Annotated in this window: 12 protein-coding genes and 3 pseudogenes; 7 read left to right on the top strand and 8 right to left on the bottom strand. The window is 67.6% G+C overall.

All coding sequences use genetic code 11. The features are described from left to right. Positions 1 to 129 precede the first annotated feature (129 nt). A complete protein-coding gene (locus AB0I22_RS38900; RefSeq protein ID WP_363135768.1) occupies positions 130 to 444 on the top strand; it encodes a hypothetical protein in 315 nt (104 codons plus the stop codon). Between the two features lie 428 nt (positions 445 to 872). Here AB0I22_RS38900 and AB0I22_RS38895 read toward each other — a convergent pair whose 3' ends face one another. From AB0I22_RS38895 to AB0I22_RS38875, 5 genes are all read right to left on the bottom strand, one after another. Beyond that, a complete protein-coding gene (locus AB0I22_RS38895) occupies positions 873 to 1568 on the bottom strand; it encodes a hypothetical protein (RefSeq protein WP_363135769.1) in 696 nt (231 codons plus the stop codon). Positions 1569 to 1863: 295 nt separating this feature from the next. Beyond that, the gene (locus AB0I22_RS38890) at positions 1864 to 2760 is read right to left on the bottom strand and encodes a pentapeptide repeat-containing protein (RefSeq protein ID WP_363135767.1); all 897 of its coding nucleotides are present in this window, start codon (positions 2758 to 2760) and stop codon (positions 1864 to 1866) included. Positions 2761 to 2990: 230 nt separating this feature from the next. Beyond that, entirely contained in the window at positions 2991 to 3446 is a 456-nt protein-coding gene (locus AB0I22_RS38885) for a hypothetical protein (RefSeq protein WP_363135766.1), read from the bottom strand. 904 nt (positions 3447 to 4350) lie between these two features. Further along, positions 4351 to 4632: a hypothetical protein gene (locus tag AB0I22_RS38880; RefSeq protein WP_363135765.1), complete on the bottom strand. Its 282-nt coding sequence runs from the start codon at positions 4630 to 4632 to the stop codon at positions 4351 to 4353. A gap of 188 nt (positions 4633 to 4820) precedes the next feature. Next, positions 4821 to 5195 carry a transposase gene (locus AB0I22_RS38875; protein ID WP_363135764.1) on the bottom strand — a complete coding sequence of 125 codons (375 nt, stop codon included), beginning with the start codon at positions 5193 to 5195 and terminating at the stop codon, positions 4821 to 4823. A gap of 350 nt (positions 5196 to 5545) precedes the next feature. On the opposite strand from AB0I22_RS38875, the gene AB0I22_RS38870 reads away from it, so the two are divergent. Both AB0I22_RS38870 and AB0I22_RS38865 read left to right on the top strand, forming a co-directional pair. Continuing rightward, positions 5546 to 6400 carry an IS5 family transposase gene (locus AB0I22_RS38870; RefSeq protein WP_363135763.1) on the top strand — a complete coding sequence of 285 codons (855 nt, stop codon included), beginning with the start codon at positions 5546 to 5548 and terminating at the stop codon, positions 6398 to 6400. Next, the gene (locus tag AB0I22_RS38865) at positions 6397 to 6795 is read left to right on the top strand and encodes a hypothetical protein (protein ID WP_363135762.1); all 399 of its coding nucleotides are present in this window, start codon (positions 6397 to 6399) and stop codon (positions 6793 to 6795) included. The genes AB0I22_RS38870 and AB0I22_RS38865 overlap by 4 nt, the downstream gene beginning before the upstream one ends. A gap of 192 nt (positions 6796 to 6987) precedes the next feature. Here AB0I22_RS38865 and AB0I22_RS38860 read toward each other — a convergent pair whose 3' ends face one another. Next, positions 6988 to 8166 carry an MFS transporter gene (locus AB0I22_RS38860; RefSeq protein WP_363135761.1) on the bottom strand — a complete coding sequence of 393 codons (1179 nt, stop codon included), beginning with the start codon at positions 8164 to 8166 and terminating at the stop codon, positions 6988 to 6990. A 60-nt stretch (positions 8167 to 8226) separates the two neighbouring features. Here AB0I22_RS38860 and AB0I22_RS38855 point away from each other — a divergent pair. The 3 genes and pseudogenes from AB0I22_RS38855 to AB0I22_RS38845 form a co-directional block, all read left to right on the top strand. Continuing rightward, a pseudogene (locus AB0I22_RS38855) lies at positions 8227 to 9076 on the top strand (transcriptional regulator); the annotation flags it as partial. A 510-nt stretch (positions 9077 to 9586) separates the two neighbouring features. Next, positions 9587 to 9832 (top strand): YlcI/YnfO family protein, encoded by a 246-nt coding sequence (locus AB0I22_RS38850; protein WP_363135760.1) that lies wholly within the window; start codon positions 9587 to 9589, stop codon positions 9830 to 9832. Position 9833: 1 nt separating this feature from the next. Further along, positions 9834 to 10205: pseudogene (locus AB0I22_RS38845) on the top strand (toxin Doc). 160 nt (positions 10206 to 10365) lie between these two features. Here the strand turns inward: AB0I22_RS38845 and AB0I22_RS38840 are convergent. Beyond that, the gene (locus AB0I22_RS38840; RefSeq protein ID WP_363135759.1) at positions 10366 to 10881 is read right to left on the bottom strand and encodes a hypothetical protein; all 516 of its coding nucleotides are present in this window, start codon (positions 10879 to 10881) and stop codon (positions 10366 to 10368) included. 312 nt (positions 10882 to 11193) lie between these two features. Between AB0I22_RS38840 and AB0I22_RS38835 the strand changes: the two genes are divergently transcribed. Next, positions 11194 to 12348 carry a DUF6183 family protein gene (locus tag AB0I22_RS38835; protein ID WP_363135758.1) on the top strand — a complete coding sequence of 385 codons (1155 nt, stop codon included), beginning with the start codon at positions 11194 to 11196 and terminating at the stop codon, positions 12346 to 12348. 165 nt (positions 12349 to 12513) lie between these two features. Here the strand turns inward: AB0I22_RS38835 and AB0I22_RS38830 are convergent. Continuing rightward, a pseudogene (locus AB0I22_RS38830) lies at positions 12514 to 13125 on the bottom strand (nucleotidyltransferase domain-containing protein); the annotation flags it as partial. Positions 13126 to 13215 lie beyond the last annotated feature (90 nt).

Here is a 13215-nt window from a genome sequence, read left to right as displayed (position 1 = left end):
CGCGTCAACGATCACGCTCCCGATCAGCACGAGCACCCCACCTGAACATCACACCAGCCCCACTGACCAGCAAAGACCACGATGGCGGTCTCTCATTGTGCGGCCGCCGATCAGGAGTTGCGTTAGGACGTGGCCGCGGTAGTGGTGGAAGCCGGCGAGCAGCAGTCCGCTGCCAGTGCCCGCGTGACCCGCAATCCGCAGCCCGCCGACGAGAGCCTCGTCGCGGCGGTGGCCAGACTGCGCTGCCTGTACCCACCAGGGCTGACTCTGCCCGACCCGCCGTTGGAGATCGCCGGTGTCGACGAGGAACAGTTCGTTCTCCAGATCCCGGCCCGGGAGCAAGCTTCGGCTGGCACAGTCACAGCAGGCGACCACCAACTGGTGGTCGCCCACATCGTCCGGTACGACGAAGTCCGGCGCAGCGCCTGTCCGGCCGCGGGGTAGCTGGACCTCCGCCACCTCAGCCGAGGCGAGCATGAGCGGGAGCGAGGCACCCGGCGCCGACAGCGGCCAGGGCGCGGAGCCTTGTCAGAGGCGGGCTCTACAGTCAGCAGAGACCACCGAACCGTCTGCAGGAGGAACAAGCCCGGTGCACCCCGAGCCACACAAATTCAGCACCACGCCGGGACGAACTGCACAACCGGAGGTCCGCTGAAAAACCACCCGCACAAGTACCCAGCACACCAGCCACGACCTGCGGCTTTACCCTGGGGTTCTTCATCGCCCCTACGAGGGGTACCAACAGGGACAACCCCAGCAGCTCGGGCCGGTAGACCTGGTCCTCATCGCCCCTGCGAGGGGTACCAACGTGATGACGACGACCAGGCCGGGTCATCGCCCCTTCGAGGGATGCCAGCAGCGGCAGTTGAAGTTCAGATCTCCTCCCGGGCCTGCTGCGGGTAGCCGATCTCTGCGATATCCCGAGCCAGTTCTGCAAGGGTTGCTTCCGCGTTCAGTGATGTCACGAGTTTCTGGTTCAGCGGCCGCAGGTCATATACATCGCGGACTGCTTCCAGGTCCACGGGAACCTCGTAGTAGTCCTCGGCGAAGCGCTGGAACGCTTCGGGCGAACGGTCGATCAGGAGCTCGAACAGACCGGTTGCTCCGTCGGGGTCGGAGCAGTCGGTGGGGAAGTCGAGCGTGCCGTGCTGCCAGCGGTCGTCCGTCGCCTGCCACAGGCAGGCCGTTACGACGGGAACGTCGTCCTCGTCGGTGAACGCCGGCTCTTTGACGAAGCGGCTGAAGGCCTCCGGGACCTCGTCGACCACGCCCGGCCAGGGTTCGCCATCGTTGGCGTACGGGCTCATCGGTGCTTCGTGGCCGAAGCCGCGGACATAGGCCCCGGCCGCCGAGAAGACGATGGAGTACTCGTCCCCCGACCCGTTGCGCATCGAGGCCATCTCCTCGCCGTCGGCCCAGCCGGCGTCGAAGGAGTAGTACCTGCCCTCCCAGTCCGGACTCAGGACCGCATCAAGCATCGCCAATGAGCGGCACAGGTTCCGCAGGCCGACGATGGAAGGCAGTCGGCGAGCTACGTCATAGACCGTCACATGCTCATCCAACCGGATACCCCTGACACCCAGGGCCCCCGCCAGGTCAGTGGCCTTCAGCAGCGACTCCCAGGCCGGACCGCGGCGGGGACGGGCACGGTGGCGGGTGGGGAGACAGTTGCGGGACGGGGCATGCGAGTAACCCCATGGGGACAAGACGGGTTACTGACCTTTGCAGTGCGGTGTCGGTAGGGCAGGCGGTTCGCCTGCAGAGTTCCGTGCAGTAGCGGCCAGCTCTACGGCCGTCCGCAGGTCCCGCAACCGAGAGACGATCTGCGGCACGGGCCCCATGGCCGAGCCTCCCGGAGGGGGCTCATCTCGGCAGGTCGTACCAGGTCTGTGGGCGGGGCAGTGGTGCACTGTCATCAGCGGTAACTACGCCGGCGGCTGCGGCGTCGAAGTCGGCGGGCCAGACTGTACTGGCGTCGGCGACCGCTCCTGCCAGACTGGCACGTGAGGCTTCTGTTCCGGTGAGATCGGCACCGCGTAGGTCGGCCTGGTGCAGTCGTGCACCGCGAAGGAATGACCCTGCCAGCCAGATGCCGGTCAGATCTGCGCCTAGATCTGCGCTTTCGAGATTCACGTCTGAGAGGTCGCTGTAATGCAGGTCAGCTTTTTCGAGATCTGCAAAAGCCAGCCTTGTGCCCCGTAGGTCGGTCCGAGCCAGCCCCAACACGTACCGATTCGGTACCAGAGCTCGTCGGCCGAGGACTGTCATGGCCGCCTGACGGTCGGTGCGGCGGACGGACAAGGAATCCGCCGCGCGGTGCATAAGGGCAAGTTCGAGCTTGTGAGCCGGATCCCGTGCCACCGGCCTTGCTGAGGGTGGATCGGCAGGCCCGCTGCTCTGGACAAATGCGCAGAGCACCTCCGCGATTGTCACGCGGTCGTAGGGGGAGTCGTCGGCGATACGTTCCAGCGCGAAGATCGCTCCAAGTCGTACTCCTGGGCTCGGGCTGCCCAGTTGCTCCACAGCGGCCGCGAAACGCTGAGTGATCTGGCTTTGGTTGCTGACCTGTAATTGTCGCCAGCTGAAGAAGGCGCCGATCAGCAAGGCGATTCCAGCCAGGCCTTGCAGCAATGTGGTGCGGATGTCGTTAATAGCCTTGGCCAGACCCGATACAGGCGTGCCTGGAGCGTCCCAGCTCAGCAAGTATCTGGGGGCCACCACTGTCACGAAGGTGACCAGCAGCAGGCTGCTGCAGATCACGACCACAGTGATCGGCCGTGACAGGCCAGTAGGACGTTTACCTTGACGCTCTTGTTCGCGTAGGGGATGCCCGGGCAGGGCCCGCAGCCGTCTCCTATTCCTAGCCATCTCCCACCGCCTCTACATCGGCTACTGAACTTTGCCGCGCGGTGTCGCCAGATTGTGCCCTTTGACCTGCGTCGATCAGCAGGCGTAGGCCGACACCACGCCAGGACCATCAGTGGTTGCTTTCATCGGGATACGAGTATCCAAGCGCTCAAGGCTGCTCCACCCAGAGCAACACCAATGTGTAGCGCCATCCATAGTGCGTAAAGCCGGATCTTGACTGTCCGGGGAAACCTGGCGTCATGCCGTGCGTGGCCTTCAGACTTGATTCGTGCCAGCTCCAGAGACGGATGTAGGTCTGCGATGGCAACATAGAGCCGGCTCATCTGGGATCCGTGATGGCTATTCCTTTCCCGGTATTTCCAGCAGGTCAGAGAGCCATATACGCCCAGCAGGAGCATGGGCACACTTACACAGAGATCGTCGAAGTCTGGCCGTCCCCGTCGTGCGACGAAGCCAAGTCCTGCTGCGGCAACAATGATCACGATGTTGGTCAGTGCGGCACGTTGGATCTCCCCTTGGCGAACTTGTTCCCGCTGGTCCTTCCATAGCATCAGCAGGACATCTGTGGAGTCAGTCATCTGTTCCCCCTCCCTCTGCAGCAGGGGTAATGAACTCCAAGACGTCGAATTTCGCACCATGGTTCCTAATGATGATCTTTGCCTGGTTCCGGCTTACGGCCGCTGATCGACGCAGGTCAGAGTCGTAATCCGGCAACGTTTCATTTCCCTCAACATGTCTCGCCGAGCCAGCCCTGTCAGTGGGATCACCAAGACGATCACTGGCTACTGATCTCTTCGGTTGGTGTCGGCGAGGGATGGAGGAGCAGACCGGTTTCGGTGAGTCAGCCATCGATGAGTTCGGGTGGTGCTGGATATGGCTGAGGCCGTGGCGGAGCGTGCGTTCGAGGAGCTCGTCGTCGGTGAAGGCCACGTTCTCCAGCGGGCCGCTCCGCCGCCGCGACCTGGCCCGAGCCCGCGCCCTTCTCAGCCCAGCAAGGGAGACGGATGCCTGAGCCTCGGCTGCGACACCGGGGGCCAGATGAGCGGAAGCGAGGCGCCCGACTCAATGGCCTGGGCGCGGGGCTGTGTCAGAAGCGGGTTCTACAGTCAGCAGTGACCGTTCGAACCGCCCGGAGGAAGGAGCGAGTCCGGTGGCGCTCCGGCCCAGGATTTCAGCGCCACGCCGGGACGAACCGCACTACCGGAGGTCCGCTGAAAAACTGCCCGCCCGAGCACCCAGCACCCCAGCACCGACCTGCGGCTTTACCCTGGGGTCCTCATCGCCCCTTCGAGGGGTACCAACGTGCCGGGCCGGGCCGCACCCGTCGGCCGGCACTGGTCCTCATCGCCCCTTCGAGGGGTACCAACGCCGTGCAGGGGTCGCATGGCTTTATTGAACGGTAGTGGGGTCTGGCACAGATCTTGGGGAGTGGTCGCGGAGGGTGACGGTGGCGTTCGATTGAGGGCGCGGGTCCGTGGCCCGTCAGCGTTCTCGCATTCTGGTCCACCACCAGCCGAACACCGCCAACTCAATATTGTTGGGGTCGGGCAGGGTGCGGCGCTCGAATTCCTCGTCGATGTGTGTGATCAGTCGGCCCAAGTCCCGTTGCGCTCCGGGAGGAAGGTGCCGCATCGCCCACTCGAGGTCATCACGGGCATCTCCCACCCCGGGCGATTCGAACTCGGAGGCGTCCAGGTAGCGTCCCGGCTGGTTAAAAGCTCGCTCGAAACACGAGAGCGACTTGGCGACCGCGTTGGGCCACATCTCCTGGTCTTCGACCCGGCGGATCGCTGCACGAGTCTGCGCGGAGACACCGCGGACTCTCAGGACCGAACACTGCCATCGTGGCCGCCACCGCTCTGCGCGGACGGCCTTGGGACGCCTACGCGGCATCGCCCTTTCGGATCAACATGAGGCCATCCTGCCACGGGTGGGCGGCTGCTCGCGCAGTGTTACTGGAGCAGGATCATCTTGCGGAGGAGTTCAAATCCGGCTCGGCCGTAGAGCTGGCGCTTGATCTTCTTGATGCGGTTAACGGCGCCCTCGATGCTGCCGGAGTTCCAGTTGAGAGTGAGCCCAGCTATCACGGCGTCAAGGTCCCGCAGAAGGTGGAGCGCGAAGCCGGTGAGACCGGGGAGCTGGCTGTCATCGACTGCGTCGATCCAGGTGGGGAGTGTGGAGCCGAGGCGGTCGGTGAGTATCTCGCCGAAGTCGCGGACGTGTCCGGCGGCTGTGTCCAGTTCAGGGCAGCGTGCAAGGACATCCTTCAGGCTGGCCCGGTCTTCCTCGCTCAGCGCAGTGGGGTGTCGGGTGAGCCAGCCGGTCACCTGACGCACCGTCGGAGGTCGGGGTGGCGTGCCGACGGGAGTCCCGCGGAGGGTGGCGATGGGGGCGCGGACCATCTGGTAGGTGACTGGCGCGTTGTCGGCGACGAGCTCGCTGTGGAGCTGGGTGACGCTGGTGCATCCCGCGGCGAAGCGTCGCTCCAGGTAGAGCTTGTAGGGGTCCAGTCTGCTGGGGCGGGGCCGGTTTTCGCGGATGGTGTCCTGCCAGTTCGCGGCGTTCGCGTATCTGAGTGGTCGTTAAGTCCGACTTCTCTTCGTTCGTGATCACTCGATCGTGGTACTGGTCGCGGTCCGGGCTGCTTGATGGGCATGTCCATGTTGAGATGCGGGGCGTGATGAGAGAGCCGTATCTCAGCGATTTGTCGGAAGGGCAGTGGGCGCTGATCGAGCCGATGATCACGGCCTGGAAGCAGGGCCGGGTGGCGCGGTCGGCGACCGGGGATTCCGGGTCCTGTGACCTGAGGGAGGTCGTGAACGCGATCTTCTATCAGAACCGGACGGGTTGTCAGTGGAGGATGCTGCCGCATGACCTGCCGGCCTGGTCGGCGGTGTTCTACTACTTCAGCTTGTGGCGCGAGGACGGGCTTGACCAGCGGATTCAGGAGCTCCTGCGCTGCCAGGTCCGGGAGAAGGCCCGCCGATTAGAGGACCTGTCCCTCGTGATCATCGACACTCAGTCCGTCCGCGCCGCGGCGGGTGTCCCCAGGACCACGACGGGGCTGGACGCGAACAAGAAGGTCTCGGGGCGCAAGCGGGGACTGGCCGTCGACGTGCTGGGGCTGGTCATCGGCGTCATCGTCATGGCTGCCTCGGCGCACGACAACGCCGCCGGCATCGCCCTGCTCAACCAGGCCGCCGAGCGGTGCGGAATGCGCCTGGAGAAAGCCCTGGTCGACCAGGGCTTCAAGGAAGCGGTTGTCGTTCACGGCGTACTGCTGGACATCGGCGTCGAGGTCGTCCGCCGCAACCTCGCTGACCAGGGCAAAGGGTTCGTCCCGCAGCCCAAGCGGTGGGTGGTCGAGCAGACCAACGGCACGCTGATGCTCCACCGGCGTCTGACCCGTGAGTACGACCACCGGCCCGACACCTCCGCCTCGCGCGTCTACTGGGCCTCCACCGCCAACATGACTCGGCGCCTCACCACACCCACGCCGGCCTGGCGCGACGCCATCGAGCTGACCGCGTGAACATCACCGACCTCCTGGTGGACCTTCACCTCCGGGAGAACGAGGCCACGGCCCGGGCAGAGGAACTCCGCCGTCAGATCGCCCACTTCACCGCCGACCTCACCGAGACCGAGGCCCGCCTCGAGGACCTCGCCACCACCCGCAAGATCATCACCGAACTCGCACCCACCGGCACCGAACACGATCCGCCCGAGTCGAGCACCGCCTACCAGAGCATCGTCGACGCCTTCAACCAACACCCCGACCAGGCATTCCGAGCCCGCGAACTGCACGAACTCCTCGACATGCCCACCGACGAAGCATCCGCCAACATCACCCGCAGCCGCCTCGGACGACTCACCCGCCAAGGCTTCCTCACCCAACCCGGACGAGGCCGCTACCAGAAACGGACTTAACGCCCACTGAGAACGTCATGAGCCTGGTTCGGTCGGGGCCTCTTGGAACGGCGACGAGCGGTAGGCGGAGATCACTTCATGGTCGATGCGGGCGGGCCGGCGGACATGCCGGGCCGTTCGGCCGAGCGTGTCCCGGCCCCGTTGGCTCCGGCCCATGGGCACGCCACTGTCCGGCGGAGGCGACCCCGCGGCTCACGCAGCCGCCATGATCGGCGCTCGCTCCCGCAGTCCTGGAGCGAGCGCCAGGGTTACGGTGACGGAAGCGGCCGCCATGATCGTCATCGTCGTCGCGGGTGTGGTGAGTTCGGCGGTGGTGCCTGCGAGGAGGGCACCGATGCCCTGCAAGGTGAGCATGCCGGAGGAGTGCAGGCCGAGGGCCTGGCCGCTCAGTTCGTCGGGGGGCAGCCGCATCAGGCGTTCCTGGAGCAGGAGGCTCGCGGCGAAGCCGACGGAGGCCAGGGTGACGGCGGCCAGTGCGACGAAGAGTCCCGGTTCCAGGAAGAACAACAGGTAAGGGACAGCGAGTAGCAGCCGCATCGGGGCGCCGAGGCGTTCACGCCACCGCAGCGGGAGGAAACGTCCGGCGAGCGTGTCGCCGACGAGCATGCCGAGGGCGGCGCAGGCGAAGAGCAGCCCCGCGTACTCGGGGGCGTAGGAGAGGTACAGGGACTCGCAGCCCACGATGAGTCCGTTCGGCACCCACGGCGCCAGGTAGACATAGCGGCGGGGCGCGGACGACCACAGGCGGGCGTTGACGCGCCAGGTGGCGGCGGCCGACGGGCGGCCGGTGGCACGGGGCGGGCGGTCGGTGAGGCCGAGGCGGGTGGCGGCCGCGGCGGCCACATACAGCAGCGCGCCAGTGAGCAGCGCACCACGCGGTGACAGCAGGACGACGAGGACGCCGCCGAGGGCGTAGCCGCAGATCTGCAGGGTGCCGACGGCCATGTTGAGCACCGAGCGGCCGAGTAGATAGCCGTCCTTGGTGAGGATTTCGTTGAGCAGGCCGAAGCGGATCCCGCCGCCCACGGAGGTGATCAGGCCTTCGGCCGCCAGGACCACGAAGACGGCCCACACCGGCAGCGCCGGGACGGCCTGGACGCCGGCGGCCACCGCGAAAGCCAGGGTGAGGCCTGTCATGGCGGCGCGCGGAGGGAGCCGGTCGGCGGCCGACAGCAGCGTGGCCGCGCCGACAACCTGGACGAGGGCGGGCCCGAACATGGCGAGGGCGGAGAGCAGTGAGGACCCGGTGGCGGAGTGGACCAGAGTGCCCAGGGCCAGCCCGCTCACCGTGGAAGCGGCCACCGACAGTGCGCTGGTGGAGAAAAGTGGTGTGAACTCCGGGGTGCGGAACAGTTCTCGATAGGTGCGCATGACGGGGAGTGTCCGAGGGGCTGCTGCGGCGGCGTTAATGTTTCGCACGGAGGCGAAACGATGGGACTGTGGCTGCTCGATGCAGACACCCTGGCGCGCAGCCGTTTCGTGATCTCTCCCTTGGCCGAGACGGTTGCCGCCCTGGTCGACTTGGAGGAGGCCGTGGCCTCCCACCCGGTGCAGCAGAAATGGCTGACGGCCCACCTGTCGGCCTACCGCGAACAGCTGGCCCGGGACCCGATCGCGGCGGCCGTGGTGCGCGCCGGGTTCCGGTACAGCTGGACCGCCGACTTCCTCATCCCCGCGCCGGTGGGCGATGGCGTCCCGCACATCGACGAGGAACTGCACCGCGTCCGCAGCGCCCCGCCCGCGCCGACCTGACGACCGCATTGGGCGGCGGCTCTCTCCCCGACGCGCTGTGCCGCGACGACCTCCCCGAACGCTCGGCCGCCCTGCTGGAGTGGGTGTGGGCCCGGACGGTGCTTCCGGACTGGGAGCGACGCCGTCGAGTTTTGGAGGCCGACGTCGTCGCCCGCACCCGGCAGTTGAGCGACGGCGGTTGGGCCACGGCCCTCGCCGGCCTGAACCCCCGTACCCGCTGGCTGGGCGAGGGCCGGCTGCAGATCAACGCCCATGACAACCCGCCCCGCGACATCTCCGGCGCGCAGCTCCTGTTCGTCCCCGTCACCCCACGCCGCGGCTGGGTGACCTGGGACGAGCCCCACCGGTATGCCGTGGTGTATCCCTGCTCGGGCGTGCTGACCGGGGAGGAGGACCGCCCGGCCCCCAGGCGCTGCGTGCCCTGCTCGGTCCGGGAAGGGCCAGGACCCTCGCCCTCCTGGGCACACCGATGAGCACCACCCAGTTGGTGGCCTTGACCGGACTGGCACTGGGTTCGGTGGGACGACACGGTATCTCCCGGAGGCGGCCCAGGGCGTCTGCGAACCGCAAGGCCAACGACCGGCCACCGTACGTGTCTGCGAATCCGCGGCAGATTGCCGGTTCGACGCCTGCGGGCACCGAGCCCGGCAGCGTCGCGTGGCATGTCACATGCCCTTCGTCCGCCACGGCATCGGCGATCATGTCGCGGGTCTGCTCCGGCATCGTGGCCCGGAACGGGTTGCCCGGCCGGAAGATGCAGGTCGAGCACCGCTCGGACAGCAGCCGCACCTCGCCGGTCGCCTCATCGGCGACCGGGGCACAGCCGGCCGTGCCGTCCTCGGACAGGTCGTCGGTCTCGATCGGCATGGAGGCCATCATGCCCGAACTCGTCCCGCCTCCAGGGCCGGCGGAGGCGCCTGGGTTGGAGGTGGGTCCTCATCGCCCCTGAGCGGTAGTGAGCCCGCTCTCGGGGTGCGCTGAGCCAGGCGTTTCCGCTGTCACTCTCCCTTTGCTGTACGTCTTGCTGTACGGGCGGAGGATGTCGAAGTCGGTGACGATCCGGGTCCCGGAAGAGCTCCATGCCCAGTTGCAGGAGCGTGCCGAGGCCGAGGGCACCACGGTGACCGCGCTCATCACCGAGGCCGCACGCAACGCGGCCCGCGACCCCCGCCTCGACGGCGCCGCGGCGGTCTTCCGCGCGTTCGTCGCCGAGAACGCCGACGCGTTCGACGCGGCCTTCCCCGCCGACGCCCCCGCCCGCCCGGGCGAGGCGCGGGCCGCCTGAGGTGGAGCTGTTCATCGACATCCGCTGGCTGCTGGAGCGCCAGGCGGACGTACTGCCCAAAGAACCGGACGTCCACGACTTCTCGAACCTCGTCGCGGCCATCGCCCGCCACCGCGTCAACACCCCGCAGGTCGGCATCGCCGTCGACAACACCTGGCGCGCGGACGCCCTGATGCACGCCCTCATCCGGCTCCGGCCCCTCCCGGGGCGCAACGCCCTGTAGGGCGCCGCGGTCGCCGCGGCGTACAGGGCCGCCGCGGGGGAGGGGACCGATCCGCCGTACGGCGTGATGATCGACCTCGTCCGCGACATCGACGCCGGCCGCGCCGACGGGTACGACGCGGCCGACCGCATCCGCTCCTGGAGACTGTGAGGGACGCCGCAGGCCGGCAGCCCCGATCGGCTGGCCGCCGGGGTATCGCGAGGTTCGGGTAGCCGAGTTCCTTGCCAGCACGCACTGGCCGTCGGCGAGACCTCGTGCGCATGAAGCACGCGCGCACCGTGCCGACGGGCTGAACGGGTTGATCTGACCGTTACCAGCCGCCGGCGTCGCCGCCGTAGTGCGCCCGGAGTTCGCGTGCCTGGGCAGCAGCGAAGCGGGCGGCGCGGTGCTGCTCCGGGAGGGCGCGCTCGTCGGCGGCGACGCCTGCCAGGAGGTCGGACAGGTCCGCGAGCAGTGTCACCATCGCGTCGTCGATCACCGGTTCGCCGATACGGGTGAGGAAGGTGAGGTCGAATTCGGCGAGCTGGGCGATCTTCTGGGCCTCACCGCGGCGAAGGTCGGCACGGTGGGCCGCTACCAGCTCCGGGCCGACGACGGGATCGAGCGCGGCGCAGGCCGCCTCGGCGAGGCGGTCGCCGAGGTCGTAGGCATCCCGTGCGGGGACTCCGTGTTCGGCCAGGACGGTGCTGACGAGTCCGGCGATGGCGAAGGCACGGCGGGCCCGCGCGAGCAGCACCACCGGCGGGCTCGGACGGCCCGCTGTCTTCGCGGTCAGGGCGTCGGCCTCGTCGGCAAGCACCTGCGTGAGGCGGCGTTCGGTCGTCACGCTGCGACGGTAGCCGCGGCGGCCGACGCTGGTAAGTAAGAATCGGGGCACGGCATCGACGATGCGTAAGCGCCGCCGCAGAGGACTTCATCGAAGCCAGCCGGGCCGCGCCCTGCAGCGCCTGACAGTCAAGCAGGCCGGCCTGGTCCGCTGTCGCCAGTTCCCCGAAGAACCCACCCCGCTGGTGACCGTGTGTGGTCGCCGCCCGAGGAGCGACGCCCCATGGCGAAGCGGACCAGGGACGGAGCGCGGCCCGGGGGCGTCGGATTGCTTCGCCGCGCAGCGAAAAGGTTCACATATGATGATTCGGTCATGAATTCTGAGATCACCCGCATACTCGACAGCCTCCCGGGCCACGTGAACGTCACCGACGTCTACGACGAAATCGAGCGTCGGGTAGCCGCCGGGGACCCCGACTTCGCCCACGACCTGGCCTTGGCCATCGTCGGTCTCGGGTTCACGGAGACCGAGCCTTGGCAATACGAGACGGTGTTCAGCTACGCACTGCGCACCCTGGCAATAACTCCGGGGAGGGCGAATATCGAGCGAACGGTTCGCCTTCCCGGTACCCGTTTTCCAAAAGCTGAGCGTCGGGCAGCACGCTTCTGGGCGTCCGTACTGGCCTCCGAGCAGCCCGTGGGGGACTTGCTCGCGGCGGTGTTCGCTCCCGGGAAGACGGCGGCGGCAGCCCCATATGAAATGCGTGCCTGCCTACTGCACGAGCTAGTGCTGCGTGGCGTCGACGTGAGCGGGCATCCGGAGACCCAGGCCTTCGCCGCGGCTCTGCGCAGCGGAAATCACCCGCTGGCGGCGCTGCCGACCCGGCTGCTGGAGAACGAGGAGAATGTGGGACTGCCACGCTACTCGGCCCGTGGTGCTTCGCACGGCCTTCCCTTCCACTCCGGAGCGGAACTGCCCCACCCGAGCGCGCGGACGCCCCCTGGCCCCAGCCGGGCATTCGGCCTCGCCGAGATCGGCGACCGGGCGCAAACCGAAGCCATAGCCACTGCGGCCAACGACTGGCAGGAGCACTCCAACGGGAAGGTCGAGGCACGGGTCTTCGCCAGTGACGTCCCACTCGACCGCGCCGATCTGCGCGGGGTGATCGATGCGCTGCCTCTGGAGTGCCTGGCAGGAGCGCGGCACGGGACAGTACGCATGAGCGCCTCGACAGCCGAGGGGGCGTGGCGAATGCTGTTCTCGGTCGCCTCCCGCGGAGGCGCATACAGCAGGAGCCGGTACGGCGCCTACGGGCGCCTGGCAGCCTGGCATTCGATGACAGGGCTTGTCGGAGCGCCGGTCGGCACGGAGTTCGAGCAGATCGATGCGAGCGCACGGACCTGCACGGGGTACGACCTGGGGACAGAAACGGACTGGTTCTACGACGTCGCGTGGGACTTCGGCATCCTCGCACTGCGCCCCGACCAGCACCACGTAGCTGTCCTGGCGGCTACGGACACCGACTGACCTCACCACATCCGCGAAATCTGCTGGCCACCTGGAGGTGCGGCGACGACGTCACGGAACTCGACTCCGGCGTGGCCCACTGGGTGATCCGCCGCCACGTGACAACCCGGCGCTTCGACCGGGCCCACCGCTACGTTGAAATGGGCTGACAGCGCGGGGCGGACGTCAGGGTTTCACAGACAGGCTCTTCAGGCGTTGCCGTACGACGAAGTCGTGCAGGGCCTCGTGTGCCGTGGCGGTGTCCGGCAGTTCCGTGGTGGCCTGGGCCTCGTCGAGCACCGCGTGCAGTCGCTGGACGTCCTGCGCGGCGCGTTCCGCTGGGATCTCGGTCGAGGCGGCGTGTTCGGCGGCGGCCTTGGCAGCGATGAGGTTCGGCAGGTAGTCGGGCGCGGTCACCTCGCCGAGCAGCGCCGGCAGGTGGGCTTGTATCTGGCGGCTGTGCATCAGGTGGATGCCGGTCAGGAGCGCCCTGAAGGTGTAGAGGAGGGGTTTGAGTTCGCCGTTCTTCTCGAAGAGTCTCCACTGGGTGTTCGCGAACCCCCGGTAGTGGTGGGCGTGGTGCGAGGTGAGCACGCCCGGTGCCAGGGCTGTCAGTTCGGCGTGCGCGTTGGTGGTGTGCACGACGAGCGGGGAGAGCAGCTGTTCCAGCACGTAGCCGTTGCGGCGCAGCATCAGCCGGACGAACTTCCGCAGGTCGTGGGTGACGAGGTCCATCTCGACGCCGTCGTGGACCCACATCCGCGACCGGGTCTCCTCCGGATCGTGCAAGCCCACTAGACGAGTTATTCCGAATGCTGACGGTGTGTCCGGGAACGCAGACAGGGCGTCCAAGATCGTTGTGTGACGAACAACCTGGACGCCCTGCTG

Origin of the sequence: Streptomyces sp. NPDC050610, from assembly GCF_040654875.1 — a bacterium.
Taxonomy (GTDB): domain Bacteria; phylum Actinomycetota; class Actinomycetes; order Streptomycetales; family Streptomycetaceae; genus Streptomyces.
Note: the sequence above shows the minus strand (reverse complement) of the source record. Positions and strands in the feature narration are given on the sequence as shown.

Bases quoted from the DNA above. Each gene is read 5' to 3' on its own strand.
- AB0I22_RS38880 (WP_363135765.1), bottom strand. From the start codon at position 4,632: ATGTGGCCCAACGCGGTCGCCAAGTCGCTCTCGTGTTTCGAGCGAGCT.
- AB0I22_RS38850 (WP_363135760.1), top strand. From the start codon at position 9,587: ATGTCGAAGTCGGTGACGATCCGGGTCCCGGAAGAGCTCCATGCCCAG.
- AB0I22_RS38835 (WP_363135758.1), top strand. From the start codon at position 11,194: ATGAATTCTGAGATCACCCGCATACTCGACAGCCTCCCGGGCCACGTG.
- AB0I22_RS38860 (WP_363135761.1), bottom strand. From the start codon at position 8,166: ATGCGCACCTATCGAGAACTGTTCCGCACCCCGGAGTTCACACCACTT.
- AB0I22_RS38885 (WP_363135766.1), bottom strand. From the start codon at position 3,446: ATGACTGACTCCACAGATGTCCTGCTGATGCTATGGAAGGACCAGCGG.